The sequence below is a fragment of the Mycobacterium sp. UM_11 genome, from assembly GCF_001414075.1.
Taxonomy (GTDB): domain Bacteria; phylum Actinomycetota; class Actinomycetes; order Mycobacteriales; family Mycobacteriaceae; genus Mycobacterium.
The window spans coordinates 1-14,974 of sequence record NZ_LATC01000057.1; the positions used below are offsets into that span (position 1 = coordinate 1).

Annotated in this window: 14 protein-coding genes and 1 pseudogene; 9 read left to right on the plus strand and 6 right to left on the minus strand. The window is 69.2% G+C overall.

Annotated features, from left to right (window positions below):
* The 3 genes and pseudogenes from WU80_RS15315 to WU80_RS15325 form a co-directional block, all read left to right on the plus strand.
* Positions 1–304 (plus strand): annotated as a pseudogene (locus tag WU80_RS15315) (heavy metal translocating P-type ATPase); the annotation flags it as partial.
* Positions 305–421: 117 nt separating this feature from the next.
* Positions 422–1,813, plus strand: a complete 1,392-nt coding sequence (locus WU80_RS15320; RefSeq protein ID WP_055403578.1) for an alpha/beta hydrolase family protein — start codon at positions 422–424, stop codon at positions 1,811–1,813.
* A 194-nt stretch (positions 1,814–2,007) separates the two neighbouring features.
* The gene (locus tag WU80_RS15325; RefSeq protein ID WP_055403581.1) at positions 2,008–2,817 is read left to right on the plus strand and encodes a polysaccharide deacetylase family protein; all 810 of its coding nucleotides are present in this window, start codon (positions 2,008–2,010) and stop codon (positions 2,815–2,817) included.
* Here the strand turns inward: WU80_RS15325 and WU80_RS15330 are convergent.
* Positions 2,814–3,986, minus strand: a complete 1,173-nt coding sequence (locus WU80_RS15330; RefSeq protein ID WP_055403577.1) for an SRPBCC family protein — start codon at positions 3,984–3,986, stop codon at positions 2,814–2,816. The two genes, WU80_RS15325 and WU80_RS15330, sit on opposite strands and share 4 nt — an antisense overlap.
* Before the next feature lie 59 nt (positions 3,987–4,045).
* On the opposite strand from WU80_RS15330, the gene WU80_RS15335 reads away from it, so the two are divergent.
* Positions 4,046–4,852 (plus strand): PaaX family transcriptional regulator C-terminal domain-containing protein, encoded by an 807-nt coding sequence (locus WU80_RS15335; protein ID WP_055403576.1) that lies wholly within the window; start codon positions 4,046–4,048, stop codon positions 4,850–4,852.
* Between the two features lie 5 nt (positions 4,853–4,857).
* Here WU80_RS15335 and WU80_RS25860 read toward each other — a convergent pair whose 3' ends face one another.
* Together WU80_RS25860 and WU80_RS15345 are read right to left on the minus strand one after the other, a co-directional pair.
* Entirely contained in the window at positions 4,858–5,115 is a 258-nt protein-coding gene (locus WU80_RS25860; RefSeq protein ID WP_055403575.1) for a ribosomal protein L7/L12, read from the minus strand.
* 49 nt (positions 5,116–5,164) lie between these two features.
* Positions 5,165–6,541 carry an FAD-binding oxidoreductase gene (locus tag WU80_RS15345; protein WP_055403574.1) on the minus strand — a complete coding sequence of 459 codons (1,377 nt, stop codon included), beginning with the start codon at positions 6,539–6,541 and terminating at the stop codon, positions 5,165–5,167.
* 157 nt (positions 6,542–6,698) lie between these two features.
* Between WU80_RS15345 and WU80_RS15350 the strand changes: the two genes are divergently transcribed.
* Positions 6,699–9,608: a helix-turn-helix transcriptional regulator gene (locus WU80_RS15350; RefSeq protein WP_055403573.1), complete on the plus strand. Its 2,910-nt coding sequence runs from the start codon at positions 6,699–6,701 to the stop codon at positions 9,606–9,608.
* Between the two features lie 5 nt (positions 9,609–9,613).
* Here WU80_RS15350 and WU80_RS15355 read toward each other — a convergent pair whose 3' ends face one another.
* Positions 9,614–9,883: a DUF4242 domain-containing protein gene (locus tag WU80_RS15355; protein WP_055403572.1), complete on the minus strand. Its 270-nt coding sequence runs from the start codon at positions 9,881–9,883 to the stop codon at positions 9,614–9,616.
* A 76-nt stretch (positions 9,884–9,959) separates the two neighbouring features.
* On the minus strand, positions 9,960–10,418 hold the full coding sequence (locus tag WU80_RS15360) for a MarR family winged helix-turn-helix transcriptional regulator (RefSeq protein WP_055403571.1): 459 nt from the start codon (positions 10,416–10,418) through the stop codon (positions 9,960–9,962).
* 75 nt (positions 10,419–10,493) lie between these two features.
* Here WU80_RS15360 and WU80_RS15365 point away from each other — a divergent pair, with 75 nt between their 5' ends.
* The 3 genes from WU80_RS15365 (at position 10,494) to WU80_RS15375 (ending at position 13,440) form a co-directional block, all read left to right on the plus strand.
* Positions 10,494–11,441 carry a PHB depolymerase family esterase gene (locus WU80_RS15365; protein WP_055403570.1) on the plus strand — a complete coding sequence of 316 codons (948 nt, stop codon included), beginning with the start codon at positions 10,494–10,496 and terminating at the stop codon, positions 11,439–11,441.
* Positions 11,442–11,511: 70 nt separating this feature from the next.
* Positions 11,512–12,804 carry a lipase family protein gene (locus WU80_RS15370; protein WP_055403569.1) on the plus strand — a complete coding sequence of 431 codons (1,293 nt, stop codon included), beginning with the start codon at positions 11,512–11,514 and terminating at the stop codon, positions 12,802–12,804.
* A 69-nt stretch (positions 12,805–12,873) separates the two neighbouring features.
* Complete coding sequence (locus WU80_RS15375; protein ID WP_369808539.1) at positions 12,874–13,440, plus strand: TetR/AcrR family transcriptional regulator; 567 nt, start codon at positions 12,874–12,876, stop codon at positions 13,438–13,440.
* 3 nt (positions 13,441–13,443) lie between these two features.
* Here the strand turns inward: WU80_RS15375 and WU80_RS15380 are convergent, their stop codons facing one another.
* The gene (locus tag WU80_RS15380; protein WP_055403567.1) at positions 13,444–14,052 is read right to left on the minus strand and encodes a TetR/AcrR family transcriptional regulator; all 609 of its coding nucleotides are present in this window, start codon (positions 14,050–14,052) and stop codon (positions 13,444–13,446) included.
* 65 nt (positions 14,053–14,117) lie between these two features.
* On the opposite strand from WU80_RS15380, the gene WU80_RS15385 reads away from it, so the two are divergent.
* The gene (locus WU80_RS15385) at positions 14,118–14,948 is read left to right on the plus strand and encodes an alpha/beta fold hydrolase (RefSeq protein ID WP_055403566.1); all 831 of its coding nucleotides are present in this window, start codon (positions 14,118–14,120) and stop codon (positions 14,946–14,948) included.
* Positions 14,949–14,974: the final 26 nt, after the last annotated feature.

A 14,974-nucleotide genomic window follows, 5' to 3' on the forward strand; every position in this document is an offset into this window, starting at 1 on the left:
GACCGCCGAGCTCGGGGTGGCCATGGGCACCGGCGCCGACGTCGCGATCGAAGCCGCCGGCCTCATCGTCACCCGCGGCGACCTACGCGCGGCCGTCGACGCGATCCGGCTCTCCCGCCACACGCTGACCACCATCAGGGCCAACCTGTTCTGGGCCTTCGGCTACAACGTCGCCGCGATTCCGCTCGCGGCGCTCGGCATGCTCAACCCGATGCTCGCGGGCGCCGCGATGGCCTTTTCCAGCGTTTTCGTGGTCACCAACAGCCTGCGGCTGCGCTCATTCACCAGCGCCGCGGCCGCGTAGTTCGCCACGCCCGCGCGCCGCGTTGGCAGGCGGGCGGGTGAGGCTGGTGTGGGATAGTTGTTCCGACCTCGACCACGGGCCCGCCCGCAGCGATCGACTTAGCAAAGGCAACGACCGTTGGACCAATTCTTCGGACGACTGTCCTTGCTGCACGGCTGGTTCCCGCCGGCCGTGCAAGGACTGACGCTGTTGGTGCTGGTCTTCGCCATCCAATGGCGCGCGCGGCGCTGGCACAAGTGGGTGCTGCCGGCGGGGCTGATCGCCGCGGCCGCGGTGACCGCGCTGTCGTACTGGTACATCACGTCGCTCGGGGTGGCCGGGGACCCGGCGCCGACCACGCTGTGGCTCTGGATCGCGCTGAGCGGCCTGGCCGCCGCGGTGGTGTTGGTCGGCTGGCCGGGCACGCGTTGGTGGCGGCGCGGGCTGGCGGTGCTGTCCGTCCCGCTGTGCGTGCTGTGCGCGGCCCTGTCCCTGAACGGGTGGGTGGGCTACTTCCCGACGGCGCTCGCCGCGTGGAACCAACTGACCTCGGTGCCGCTCCCCGACCAGATCGACCGGCTGCGGGTCACCGAGATGCAGGTCGCCGGCACCAGGCCGAGCAAGGGCGTGGTCGTGCCGGTGGACATCGACGCCGACGCGTCCCACTTCCCGCACCGGCGGGAATTGGTGTACCTGCCGCCGGGATGGTTCAACAGCAACCCGCCGCCCCGGCTGCCGACGGTGATGATGATCAGCTCCGCGTTCAACACCCCGGCCGACTGGCTGGGCCCCGGCGGCGCCTTCACCGCGATCGACAACTTCGCCGCCGCGCACCACGGCTTCTCCCCCGTGCTGGTGTTCGTCGACCCCACCGGCTCGTTCGACAACGACACCGAGTGCGTCAACGGCAGCCGCGGCAACGCCGCCGACCACCTGACCAAAGACGTCATCCCGTTCATGGTGTCGAACTTCGGCGTCAGCGCCGACCGGGCCAACTGGGGCGTTGCCGGCTGGTCGATGGGCGGCACCTGCGCGGTCGACCTGGCCGTCATGCATCCCGAGCTGTTCAGCGCGTTCGTGGACATCGCCGGTGACCGCAGCCCCAACGTCGGCCCCAAGGACCAGACGATCGCCAAGCTGTTCGGCGGCAACCGGACCGCCTGGGCGGCGTTCGACCCGCTCACCGTGATCGCGCGCCACGGTCGCTACACCGGTTTGTCGGGATGGTTCGACGTTCCGGGGTCCTCGGAGCCGCGCAACGTCGCCGAGGAAGCCAACCCCACCGCCGGCGCTTCCGACACCGACCCCGCCGCCAACCCCGAGGGGCAGGACGCCGCCGCCAACGCGTTGTGCTCGGCCGCCGCCGCCAACGGCATCGACTGCGCGGTGGTCAGTCAGCCGGGCAAGCACGACTGGCCGTTTGCCGCCCAGGCGCTCGAGGCGGCGCTGCCCTGGCTGGCCTCGACGCTGGGCACCCCCGGGGTCGAACCGACGCCGCTGCCGCACCGCAGCGGCGGCGAACCACATTAATCACAAAATTCACAGCTGACCCTCCCGTAACGCATCCGACATATTGATCCTGGTAGTGGTACGGTTCGCTGCTGATGGCTGGCGATTTCATGCACGACGGGCGACCCCTTCACGGGTCGGCCCGGCGCCCGCAACGGCACCGCCAACCCCGGCACCAGTCCGGTTCCATCGCCCCGGGCCTTCGGCTGCCCGCGATGAGCCGCCGCCAATTCCTGGGTTCGCTCGCCGCCTCCGTCGTCGCCGGCGTGGGCGCCGCCCGGCTGGTGGTCGACCCGCAACCGCAAACCTTCGCCCAGGCACCGTCGGCGTCCATACCGGTTTCCGGGCCCACCGCCCCGGCGGCCCTGCTGCCGCCCCCACCGCCCGACGCCCGCATCCCCCTGCCCGGCGGCGGCGCGCTGATGAAGATCCCCGGCGAAGGTGACCTGCTCGCGCTGACCGTCGACGACGGCGTCAACAGCGAGGTGGTGCGCGCCTACACCCAGTTCGCCAAGGACACCGGGGTGCGCCTGACGTACTTCGTCAACGGCACCTACGACTCGTGGACCGAGAACAAGGAAATGCTGCGGCCGCTGGTCGACAGCGGGCAGATCCAACTCGGCAACCACACCTGGTCGCACCCTGACCTGACGACGCTGACCAAGGAGCAGGTGGCCCAGCAGCTCACCCGCAACGACGAGTTCCTCAAGAAGACGTACGGGATCGGCGCGAAGCCGTACTGGCGGCCGCCGTACGCGAAGCGCAACGCCGTCGTCGACGCCGTCGCGGCCGACCTCGGCTACACGGTGCCGACGTTGTGGTCGGGGTCGTTGTCGGATTCGACGCTGATCACCGAGGACTACATCGTGCAGATGGCCGATCAGTACTTCACCCCGCAGGCCATCGTCATCGGGCACCTCAATCACCTGCCCGTGACGCACGTCTACCCGCAGCTCGTCGACTTCATCCGGGACCGAAACCTGCGCACGGTCACGCTCAACGACGTCTTCCTCAAAACGCCCTAGCGGCCGGCGATCGCGGCGAGGCGCCCGTCAAGGGTGGCATGGAAGTGCCCTGCGGCGCTCTCGTGCCGACCGAACTCCACGAATTCGTTTGCACCCGAGCGCAATCCGCGCTGCACGCCCTCCGACATCTCGTTGTCTTCCACTGCGCCCAGGGCGATGAAGCTACCGGCACCCGCCGGGTTGCTCGGGGCATGGGCCGAATCGAACTCGGGTTTGACCATCGTGTAGACGACGAGCGTGCTGTGGTCGATGTCGAGCGGGTCGACCACGATCACGAGCACCAGGTCGGGAAAGGTCGCCACCATGACATTGGGGAACAGCTGGTACAAGTACGTCACCCGGGCGTCCGTCGTCCAGCTGCTCTCCGGTCGCTCACGCAGCCGCTCGATGTTGCGGTACGGGAACGTGATTCGACTGTTCGGGCCGAACGTCTCAACCACGTTGAGGTCGTCGTATTGCACCGGGAAGAAGGTTTCCTTGTGCGTCGACCGGATGTGGTAGCCCTCCAGGAACTGTTCGACCAGCACCTTCCAGTTCATTGCCTTCGGGGTGGACTCCACGTACACCAGCCGGCTCGCCGGCAGCAGCTTGTCCCGCCAGGCGGTCCCGTCGGACAACGCGGCCAGCGCCTCGTCCAGCAAATCCGCTGTGCCCGTGGCTAAGTCGAGCGCGCCGATCACGACGAGCCCGTCGACCTCGCGGCTGGGAACCTCGACCAGGCCGCGGGTCGACGCGTCCAGGCCGGGGAACGCCTCGGCGTGGGGCACGTGCGAGAGCGCTCCGTCCAGGCGATAGGTCCAGCCGTGGTAGCGACACACCAAGGCGTGCGAGCAGCCGGCCCCCTCGACGAGCGCGAAGCCGCGATGCCGGCATGCGTTGCGGAACACCCGCGCCTGTCCGTCACGGCCCCGCACGGCGAACAGCGGCACACCGAAGGCGATGCGCTCGACGTGGTCGCCCGGGTTGGGGATCGTTGCCGAGGGCACGAAGACGCTCGGCATCGCGCGGAGCAGCCGCAGCTCCTGGGCGAATCGGCTTGGGTTCAAGTAATTTTCGACCGGCTCGCGCCAGGCATCACCCTCGTCGGTGGTACCGGCGTCGACATGGGCGAGGACGCGCCGCACGATCTCCGCATCGTCGGCGAGCACCGACTTGGTCGGCGAACTCATTCGAGCAGTATCACACTATTGATGTCACGCGTCAATGAAATGGTGATACGGTTTCAGCCGTGGCCGCCGCATCGCGATCCCGAGCGAGCGACCTGATCGACGGCCGGCCGCTTAGCGCGCGCTCGGTGCTGGCCTCGGCGCTGCTCGGGTCGGACGGTGGACGCCTCACGGTGGCGGAACTGGTCGCGGTGGGTTCGCTGTTCGGGATCAGCCCGGGCGCGACGCGCACCTGCCTGTGGCGCATGGTGTCCAACGGCGAACTGACCGCCGACGACGGCAGTTACGCGCTCGCGGGCAGACTTTCGGAGCGCCGTCAGCGGGTCGACGAGGCGGCCCGAATCGACGACGCGGCCGCCTGGGACGGAACCTGGGAACTGGCGATCGTCGCGCTCGAGCGCAGGTCGGCCACCGATCGCCTCGAACTGAGGAAGGCGGCGACGGCGCTGCACCTCGCCGAGCTTCGGGAGGGCGTGTGGGTCCGGCCGGATAACCTTGATCCGCAACGGTTTCCAACCCTGAAGGCGGTAGTTGACCAGCAGTGTACCCACTTTCACGGAGCCGCCACCGACATCGCCGCCGACAAGGTGCGAACACTTTTTTCGCTGGATGAATGGGCCGACGACGCCGCGTCGCTCATCGATGCCATGAACGCCGCGCTCGAGGCCGGGCGGGGCGACGATTCGACCCGAAGGTTCACTTCCGAGTTCGCGCTATCGGTCGCCGTCGTCCGGCATCTCCAGCTCGACCCGCTGCTGCCCGCGGAGTTGATCGGCAGGCGCTGGCCGGGCCGCACGCTGCGCAGTACCTACCGGCGGTTCGATCACGCCTTCAAGCAACGGATGCACATCGCCTTTCGTGCGCCATAGAACGCTTACAGCGAGTCGACGATTTCCTTCGCCTCGCGCAGCCCCGCACCGGTCAGCTCGCGGTACAGCTTGATCGCTGCGATCTTGTTCCCGGAGCGGGCGAGGCCGACGACTTCCGTGGGCACACCGTTCTCGAACGCACCCGGCGCGGCACCGCCGGCCTCGCTGCCGAACGTCGGGCATTCGATCCCGAGTCGATCCGAGAGCAGGCGCACCTGGTGCTCGAGCAGCGCAAGACGGCGGTAGACGAGCGGATCTTCCATCCCGTCACGATAATCCGCCGCGCGCCGTCGAGCGCGGTGACCGAGCGCGTCAGCCGGCCGGCAGGATGTTCTGGTTGATGTGGAAGACGTTGTCCGGATCGTATTGCGCCTTGATCTCGCTGAGGCGCTGGTAATTCGGACCATAGGTCGCGCGGACCCGGTCCTGGCCCTCGTCCATCATGAAGTTGACGTAGGCGCCGCCCGCCGAGTGCGGATGGATGGCCTCCCAGTACTCCCTCGTCCAGCGCTTCAACGCCCCCGCGTTCGCCGGGTCGGGATCCACCCCCGCAATGACCTGCGAGTAGGTGACATCCCGGTAAGCGAAAGCGGTTTCGGTCTCACCCACGCGGTGGACGGCGCCGTCGATCGGGTAGAGATGCATCGTCGAGTGCATCGTCGGCAGGCCCTCGGTGAAGTGGGCGTGGGCTTCAACGGCGGCATCGGGGATGGTCCGGATGAAGTCACCGCGCCAATACCATTGCAGGCCTTTGGGATACAGGGTGTCGAAGGTGGAGTTCAGCGCGGGATACGGGGCGGCGGCCAGGCCCTCGAAGGCCGGTTGCATCTGCCGCACGGGTGCGAACACCTCGTCGGCTCGGGCGGGATCGCCGGTGTAGCACCACATGACGGCGCACGCCTTCTGCAGGTGGAAGGCCTCGGGGAACGGCGCCGCCGGCGGGACGGTCATGGCCGCGAAGAAGCCGTAGAGGTCCTCGTCCTGCGCCGGCAGGAAGTCCCGATACCAGCGCAGGATGTCGGCGGTGACCGACGCGGGCCAGGCCGTGGGACCACAGATCACCGTGTGCACCGGATGCAGCCGGAAGGCGAACGAGGCGACGACACCGAAGTTTCCGCCGCCGCCGCGCAGCGCCCAGAACAGGTCGGGGTGCTCCGACTCGGACGCGGTCACCACGCGGCCGTCGGCCAGGACGACTTCGGCCGCCAGCAGGTTGTCGATGGTGAGGCCGTGCTTGCGGGTGAGGTAGCCGTGGCCGCCGCCCAGGGTGAGGCCGCCGACGCCGGTGGTCGAGATGATGCCGGCCGGCGTCGCCAGGCCGTGCGCGTGGGTTGCCGCGTCCACCTGCGCCCACGTCGCTCCGCCCTGGACGCGGGCGGTGCGCCGATCGGGGTCCACGTCGACGCGGTTCATCGGCGACAGGTCGATCACGAGACCGCCGTCGACAGAACCGAATCCGGGCCCGTTGTGGCCCCCGCCGCGCACCGCGACCGCCAGGTTCGACGCCCGCGCGAATTCGAGGGCACCCGCGACGTCGCGGGTCGACGCGCAGCGCACGATCGCCGCCGGCCGTTTGTCGATCATGCCGTTGTGCAGCGCGCGGGCCTCGTCGTAGCCCGGATCCGCGGGCAGGATCGCCTGGCCGCCGAATTGGCCGCGGAGTTCTTCGGTTGCGGTTGTCAGGCTCATGTCCCGCACCTCCTCTTCGCTTCGGTCAGACTTGCTGCCGCGACGCTACGTATTGAAAAGGCCCTGCGTCATGACCACAACGAAGCATTTCCGAGGTAGCCAACGATAGTCACATCTGACTATCGACCGGCCAAGACGGCGCGATTACGTTGATCCCATGGCGCAATGGGTGCCGCCCCCGCTTCCAGCGGAACTGATGGCGCGCCGCCGCGGCCCGCTGGTGGGCCGCGACGCGGAACTCGCGGCGTTCGAGCGGGCGTGGGAACGGGTCGAGGGCGGTGACCGCCAGGCGGTGTTCATCGGCGGTGAGCCCGGGGCCGGTAAGACGCGGTTGGCCGCCGAGGTGGCCGGCACTCTGGCGGCCCACGACGTCGCGGTGCTCGTGGGCGCCTCGACGGCCGACGAGGACGTCCCGTACGCGCCCTTCGCGGTGGCGCTGGACCGGCTGCTGACCGCCGCGCCGCCCGGCTCGATGGCCGATTTGCTGGCCGAGGTCGGGCCGCAACTGCGCCGGCTGTCGGCCCAGGTGGACCGGCATCTGCCCGACGCCGGTGCGGTGATGGACGTCGGCTCGCCCCGGCAGGCGCTCTTCGACGCCTTGACCGGCTTCCTGCGCCGCCTGGCCGCCGACCGCCCCGTCGCGCTGATCGTCGACGACCTGCACTGGGCGCAGCTGCCCACCCTGGCAATGCTCGAACACGTGCTCATCGCGTGCGCCGATGTCCGCATGCTGTTGGTGGCCACCTTCCGCACGACCCCGCCAGACCGTTCCGACGAGCTCGCCACGCGGCTGGCCGAACTGCACCGCTTCGACGGGGTCCGACGCCTGGACCTGGCCGGGCTGGACACCGAGGCGATCGCCGAATTCGTGCGCCGCACCCAGCAGTTGGCGCCCGCGTCCGCGCGCACGGCCGCCGCGCTATTGCGCGACAAGACGGGGGGCAACCCGTTCTTCTTGACCGAACTGGTCAACGACTTGGAGGTCCGCGGCGGGCTGGCGACGTTGGGGGCGCAGCAGACCGTCCCCGCTTCGATCGGGGACGCCATCGCCCGCCGCCTGGCCGGGCTCGGGGCCGGCGTGCGGGGCGTCATCGAGCAGGCCGCGGTGTTGGGAGAAACGTTCGATCTGCCCGCGTTGATCGCCGCGAGTGACACCGATCTGCCCGCGACGCTCGCGGCGGTCGATTCGGCCGAAGCCGTGGGGTTGGTCCGCGCGGTTCAGGACTCCGACGGGGAGTTCGCGTTCGTGCACGCGCTCACCCGCGAATCGGTGGTGGGCGGCATGGCGGCGTCACGGCTGCGGATCATGCACGCCCGGGCCGCCGAGGCGCTCGAGGGCCGGGCGGACCCGTCGGTCGTCCCGCGCCTTGCGAACCATTACCTGCGGGCCCACGTCCTCGGCTACCACGAACAGGCGCTGCGGTACGCGCACCAGGCGGCCCGGATGGCCGAACAGAGCCTCGCCTACGAGGACGCGGCGAGGTGGTTCGAGCGGGCGGCGTCGCTGCCCGAGATGAACCGCGCCGATCGGGCCAGGCTGGATCTCGACGCGGCCGCCAATCACGTGCGCGCGGGTGATTTCGCGCGGTCGCGCGCGATCTACGATCGCCTGAGCGCGATGGATGACCCGCTGATCCGCCTGGGCGCCGCCGTCGGCTACGAGGAAGCGAATTGGCGTCGGGGACAGTCCGATTCGAAGGCCGCGGACCTGCTGGCGTCGGCGCTGGAATCCTGCGGCCTGGATACCGAGGACCCCCGTTATGTCCAGGCGCTCGGCAGCTTCGGGCGGGCGCTGGCCTTCGCCGGTGAGGCGTCGCGGGCGCGCGACATCGGCAACAAGGCGATCGAACGCGCGCGAGCCTTGAACGATCCGGCGGTCCTGATGCACACCCTGAAGACGAGCCTGTGGCACGGGCTCACCCCGGAGCTCTGTGAGGTGCAGGCGGAGCGTTCGGCCGAGGTATCCCGGATGGCGCTGGCGCGCCGGGACTATGAGGTGCTGGGGGCGGCATCACACTTTCGCGCCATGGTCAGCTATCTGGCCGGCCGGCCCGACGACCTGCTCGCCTCGACCGCGGACATGCGGCGAGCCGGTCAAGCCTGCGGGCAGCCCGTCTTCGGCTTCGTCGGCGCGTGCGTCGAGCAAGCGCTCGCTTATCTGCGCGGTGACTTCGCGGGTGCCGAGCGGTGGGCCGATATCGCCTTGCGCACAGGCGATTTGTTCGACGCGGAGGACACCGAGGGCTCGAACGGGGTCCAGATGTTCATGATCCGGCGCGAAACATCGGAATTGAAGAGATTCGCCGGATTCGTCGACGGCAGTGAGACGTTCACCGGGCGGTGGGTGCCCGGCCTGCTGGCGTTGTACACCGAGCTCGGCTGCGAGGCCGGCATGACCCGGGCCCTCAATCATCTGCTCAATCGCAAGCTCGGCGACCGCACCAACGAGGCGCAATGGCCGATGGAGCTGGTCTTCATGGTCGAGGCGGCGTTGGAGCTGAGCAACCGGGAAGCCCTGCATGCGCTGCGCCCGTTCGTATCTCGCTACGCCGGCAAGAATCTGGTCGCCGGCCAGTTCGTCGCGCTGTTCGGCAGCGCCGACCGGTACCTCGCCCGGATGGCGGCGCTCGATGGCGACGCCGCCGCGGCCGAGCGGCATTTCGCCGCGGCCCTCGAGATGGACCGCCGGATGGGCTCGGTGGTCCACGTCGGCGAGACGCTGGCCCGCCACGCGGCGTTTGCGGCGTCGCGCGGCCGGACCGAGGAAGCGCGGCGCCTGGCCGGGGAGGCCCGGGCGATCGCCGCGCCGATCGGACAGCAGCGGGTCGTCGACCTGGCCGATGCGCTGCTGTCGTCGAGCGCCGAGGGCCCGGACGGCTTGACCGAGCGGGAGGTCGAGGTGTTGCGGCTGCTCGCCGAGGGGTTGAGCAATCGCGCGATCGGTGAGCGCCTGTACATCAGCACCAACACCGCCGCCAACCATGTCCGCAACATCCTGATCAAGATCGGCGCGGCGAACCGCACCCAGGCGGCGATGTACGCCGCCGACCGGGAACTGCTCGGCTAGTGACCTCAGATGTCCGACGTGGCCCCGGTGGGCATGACACGATCGCGCATCTCGACGATGACGTCGGCGGGCAGCCCGGCCCGCGCGGCCGCCGTTCTGATCGCCTCGGGCGACGGCGCCTCGTACAGGCAATAGGTCTTTCGTTTGTCCGCCGACAGGAACGAGTACATCCAGCGGACGCCCTCCTGGTCGTTGATCCGATTGATCCCGTCGGCGACCTCGAGGCTGGGTTCCAGCTCCTCGGCGAAGTTGCGTTCGACCATGAAGATGGGCACGGCGGACTCCTGTTCATTGTCTTGGGTCGAACCTACGCCCTGAACGCCCGCTAAGACGAACGATTTGCCCGTGCCGTCACTCGTGCGCCGCTTCGGCGGCATGGACGAGCAGCAGCTGCAGGGTTTCGCGCAACTCGCCCAATCGCTGGCGGCCCAGGACCCGCTCCCAACGCTCCTCCAAATCGATTGCGTGGGAGCGCATTACCCGAAGCGCGTGCCGGCCGCGCGTCGTCAGCTCGATGATGCGCGCTCGGGCGTCGACCGGATCGGGTGCTCGGGACACGTAGCCATGCCGCTCCAGGGCGGCGATTGCCTGGGCAACCGCCTGACGGGTCACGCCGAGCCGGTCGGCCAGGTCCGACGCGTGCAGTCCCCCGGCCGCTAGCGGCACCAGGGCAACCGCTTGCGCCGGGCGGATGCCGTCGAGTCCCGCGGTGGCGAAGGCCGCCCGCAGTCCCGGCGCCCCCGATGCGGCCACCAGATTCACCAGCGCCGGAACGGTGGGCTGCCAATCGGGATGCAATGGCCGTCGCATGGGGAAGAGTGTGCCATCCGGGTGTTGATTGACAAGTAACTTGTCAAAAGCGGCGGCGGCTGCCACGATGGCGGCATGCCATCGCGTCGGGCCCGGGGGGCCGGCCTCTGCGTCATCGCCGTCCTGACCGTCTTGCTGGGCGGGTGCCTGGGCGGCGGCGGGCACGCACTGGGAACGCCCGGCGCGCAGACGATCCCGGTCGGGCAGTCGACCCAGAGCATCGAATCGGGCGGTATCAGCCGGTCCTTTCACCTGTACCGACCACAGGGCGTCTCCGATCCGGCCCCCCTGGTGGTGATGCTGCACGGCGGTTTCGGCAACGGCGAGCAGGCCGAGCGCGCCTACCACTGGGACGCCGAGGCCGACCGCGGAGGATTCCTGGTCGCCTACCCCGACGGCCTCAACCGCGCCTGGAACGCCGGCACCTGCTGCGGACAACCGCAGCGCGTCGACGCCGACGACGTCGGCTTCATCACGGCCATGGTCGCCGCCATCGAACAACAGCTGCCCATCGATCGGGCGCGCGTCTACGCCACCGGCATGTCCAATGGCGCGATGATGGCGCTCCGGCTGGGCTGCCAGTCCGACCTTTTCGCGGCGATCGCTCCGGTGGCGGGAACGCTGCTGACCGACTGTTCCCACGCCCGGCCGACCTCGGTGCTGCAGATCCACGGCACGGCCGACGACCGGGTCCCCTACAACGGCGGCCCCGGAAAAGCCTTCGCGGCCAACGGGACTGCCCGAGTCGACGGGCCATCGGTGGAGTCCGTCAACGCCACCTGGCGCGCCATCGACGCGTGCGGACCGCCGAACGCGGGCACCGTGGGTGACGTGACCACGCATACCGCCGGGTGCGCGGGCGGGCGCACCGTCGAGTTGATCGCGGTGGCGGGCGCCGGTCACCAATGGCCGGGCGGTGAGCCCAGCCCCCTTGCCGAAAAGCTCGCGGGCATCCCCACCCCCTCGTCGGCCCTGGACGCCACCGACACGATCTGGCAGTTTTTCGCCCAGAACCACCGCTAGCGGGCACGCGTTCTCTAAAAGTTTAGAGATTGCGCTTCCCCCGGCGGCGTCCGATTGTTACCGTTCCGTAATGCGCCGGGTTGGGGGAGCTTTCGCCGTCCTGCTGATCGTCACCTCAGCCCTGATCGGGGGCGGGGGCAGCGCCCGCGCCGACGGCGGGGACGAACCGCAGTACGCGGAGTTCTACACACCGCCCGACCCGCTGCCGCCGGGCCAGCCGGGCGACCTGATCCGCACCGAGCCGTCGCGGCTGGTGCTGGAACCGTCGGGCCAGCTGGGCGCGATCATGGCCACCGGTACCCGAATCATCTACCGCAGCACCGACACTCGCGGTAACCCGATCGCCGTCACGGGCACCTACTTCGAGCCCTACAACGCGTGGCCGGGCAAGGGGCCGCGGCCCCTGATCAGCTACGCGCCCGGCACGCAGGGCCAAGGCAATCAGTGCGCGCCGTCGCGGATGTTCAACCAGGGCATCCATTATTCGGGCGGCTGGGACATCATGTTCAACTACGAGGAGCTGTTCGTCGCCACGATGGTCGCGCGCGGTTTCGCCATCGTGATGACCGACTACGAGGGCCTCGGCACCACCACGATGCACACCTACGTGGGCCGCGTGGCCGAGGGGCAGGCCGTGCTTGACGCCGCCCGCGCGGCGATGCGGCTGCCCGGCACGTCGCTGGATCCCCATGGGCCGGTGGCCTTTTGGGGCTACTCGCAGGGTGGCGGCGCGACCGCATCGGCGGCCGAGCTGGCGTCGGCCTACGCGCCGGATCTTCACATCGTGGGCACCTACGCCGGGGCGCCGCCCGCGAACCTCAAGGAGCTGTTCCCCTACGCCGACGGCAGCGTCCTCGTCGGAGTCGTCGGGTACGCCCTCAACAGCGTGATGGCGGCCTATCCCGAGGCCGCCGACGCGATTCGCTCCAAGATGACGCCGCGCGGGCTGGCGATGCTGGAGTCGGTGTCGCGCCAATGCGTCGGTCAAACCTTGCTGGACTTCATGTTTCGCCATATCCAGCCCTACTTCACCGAAGACATCAATCAATTGGTCAACGAAGAACCGTTCAGCACCCTGTTCGAGGACCAGCGGATCGGGCGCTACAAACCCAACGCGCCGGTGCTCATCAACAGCAACCGGTACGATCCGCTGGTGCCGTGGACCGCGGCCAACCAACTCGGTCGCGACTGGTGCGCCCAGGGGGCCGACGTGGAATTCCGCACCAACGAGGAACCACCGTTTCTCAACAAGCTGATCATCAACCACGCGCTGCCCATGCTCGTCGACGGCGAGCCGGCCATGCAGTGGATCGCCGCGCGCTTCAACGGCGAACCGACCGCACCCAACTGCGGTCAGTTCTAGACTGGACGCATCGCTGCACGTAGAAAGCACAACGCGCCCGAGCGGCGCCGACAGCTCGCCGACGCCGCGATCCAGCTGCTGGGCAGCAACGGAGTCCATGGCGTCAGCCACCCCCGGGTCGACGACCACGCCGGCGTGCCGGCCGGCACCGCCTCGTTCTACTTCAGGACCCGCAAGGCGCTGCTGCACGCGGTGGCAACCCGGCTGGCCGAGCTCGATGTGGCCGACTTCTCCTGGATGGCCGAGCTCGCCGACGACCCGTCGGCGCAATTCACCGGCACCGCGGGGCTGGCCCGCATCGTCATGTACGTCAACACCGAACCCTGGCTTACCCGCGCCAAGGCCCGCTACGAGCTCGCGTTGCTCGCCGGCCGGGACGCGGAACTGGCCGACATCCTGGACGAGTCCGTGACGCGCCTGAACACCCTGGCCCGCGATGTCGTCACCCAATGGCACCCGGCGGCGAGCGCGCCCGACCCGGCGCTGGTCGCCGACCAGGCGATCGCCACCCTGGCCTTGATCAACGGGATCATGCTGACATTCGTCGCGGGACAGCCGGCCGTCGATAGCGCCGAACACCTCGACCGGCTCATCCGCGGCGTCATCGCCGGCGTCGCCGCCGTTCGCGGCGAATGACCGCTATGCCAGCGCGAGCATCCCGTCGATCAACCTGTGCAACACCTGGCGGGTTTCCCGGCGGGTGCGCTTGGGATCCTCGGCGGTGGCGATCAGCATGGCCGCCTCGTCGAGGGCGCCGATCAGCACGTGCGCCAGCGGGCGCACCGGCTGCTTCGGGAACTGGCCCGCCCTGATGGCCTCGGTGAGCAACTGCTCGGTCATCCCCAGGCTGTACCGCTGGGCGACATCGCGAAACCCCGCCCAGCCCAGCACACTTGGGGCGTCGAGCAGCATTAGCTGACGCACCTCCGGATCACCGGACACCTCCAGCCACGCGTCGACCGCGGCGCGAATCGCATCCGCCGGCGTCGTCGCCCCCGACTCGGCCACCAACGTGCCCATCCGCGCCATCACGTCCTGCTCCACAGTTTCGACCACCTCCAGGAAAAGCGCTGCCTTGTCGGCGAATTGGTGGTACATGGCGCCGCGCGTCACCCCGGCCGCGGTCGCGATCTCCGGCGTACCCACGTCCGCGTAGCCACGCAGGCCCCACAGCTTTCGGGCAGCCGCGATCAGCGCGTCGCGGGTCGCCGCGGAGCGCTCTTCCTGAGTCCGTCGCTTGCTTTCCATACAGCCTGTTGGTAACTTACGAACAGACAGCCTGTTTGTAAGTATATCCCGAGGTAGGAGTTTCCATGTCGACGATCGACATTAGTGCCGGAACCATCCATTACGAAGCAACCGGACCCGAAAACGGCAGGCCGGTGGTCTTCGTGCACGGGTACATGATGGGCGCCCAGTTGTGGCGCCGGGTCAGCGAGCGACTGGCCGGACGTGGCCTGCGGTGCATCGCACCGACGTGGCCACTGGGCGCGCATCCGGAACCGTTGCGCCGCGGCGCCGACCGAACGATCACGGGCGTTGCCGGCATGGTCGCCGAGGTGCTGACCGCGCTCGACCTCGAAGACGTGGTGCTGGTCGGCAACGACACCGGCGGAGTGGTCAGCCAACTCGTGGCCGTGCATCACCCCGAGCGCCTCGGCGCGCTGGTGTTGACGAGTTGCGATGCGTTCGAACACTTTCCGCCACCGATCCTCAAGCCGGTGATCCTGGCGGCCAAGTCGAAGACGACATTCAAGGCTGTCTCCCAGGCCATGCGGGTACCGGCGGCGCGCAAGCGCGCGTTCGACGGACTGGCGCATCGCAACATCGACGACCTCACCGAGGCGTGGGTGCGCCCGGGGCTGTCCGATCCCCGGATAGCCGAAGACTTGCGCCAGTTCACGCTGTCGATGCGCACCGAGGTCACCACGGGCGTGGCGGCCCGGCTGCCCGAGTTCGACAAGCCCACGCTCATCGCCTGGTCGGCCGACGACGTGTTCTTCGAGCAGGAGGACGGCGTCCGGCTGGCCGCCACCATTCCCAACGCCCGCTTGGAGGTCATCGAGGGGGCCAGGACCTTCTCGATGATCGACCAGCCGGACCGGCTCGCCGAGCTGTTGTCGACGATCGCGGTGCGCGCGTAACCAACCCCGCCGCCCGGCGGTAGCGT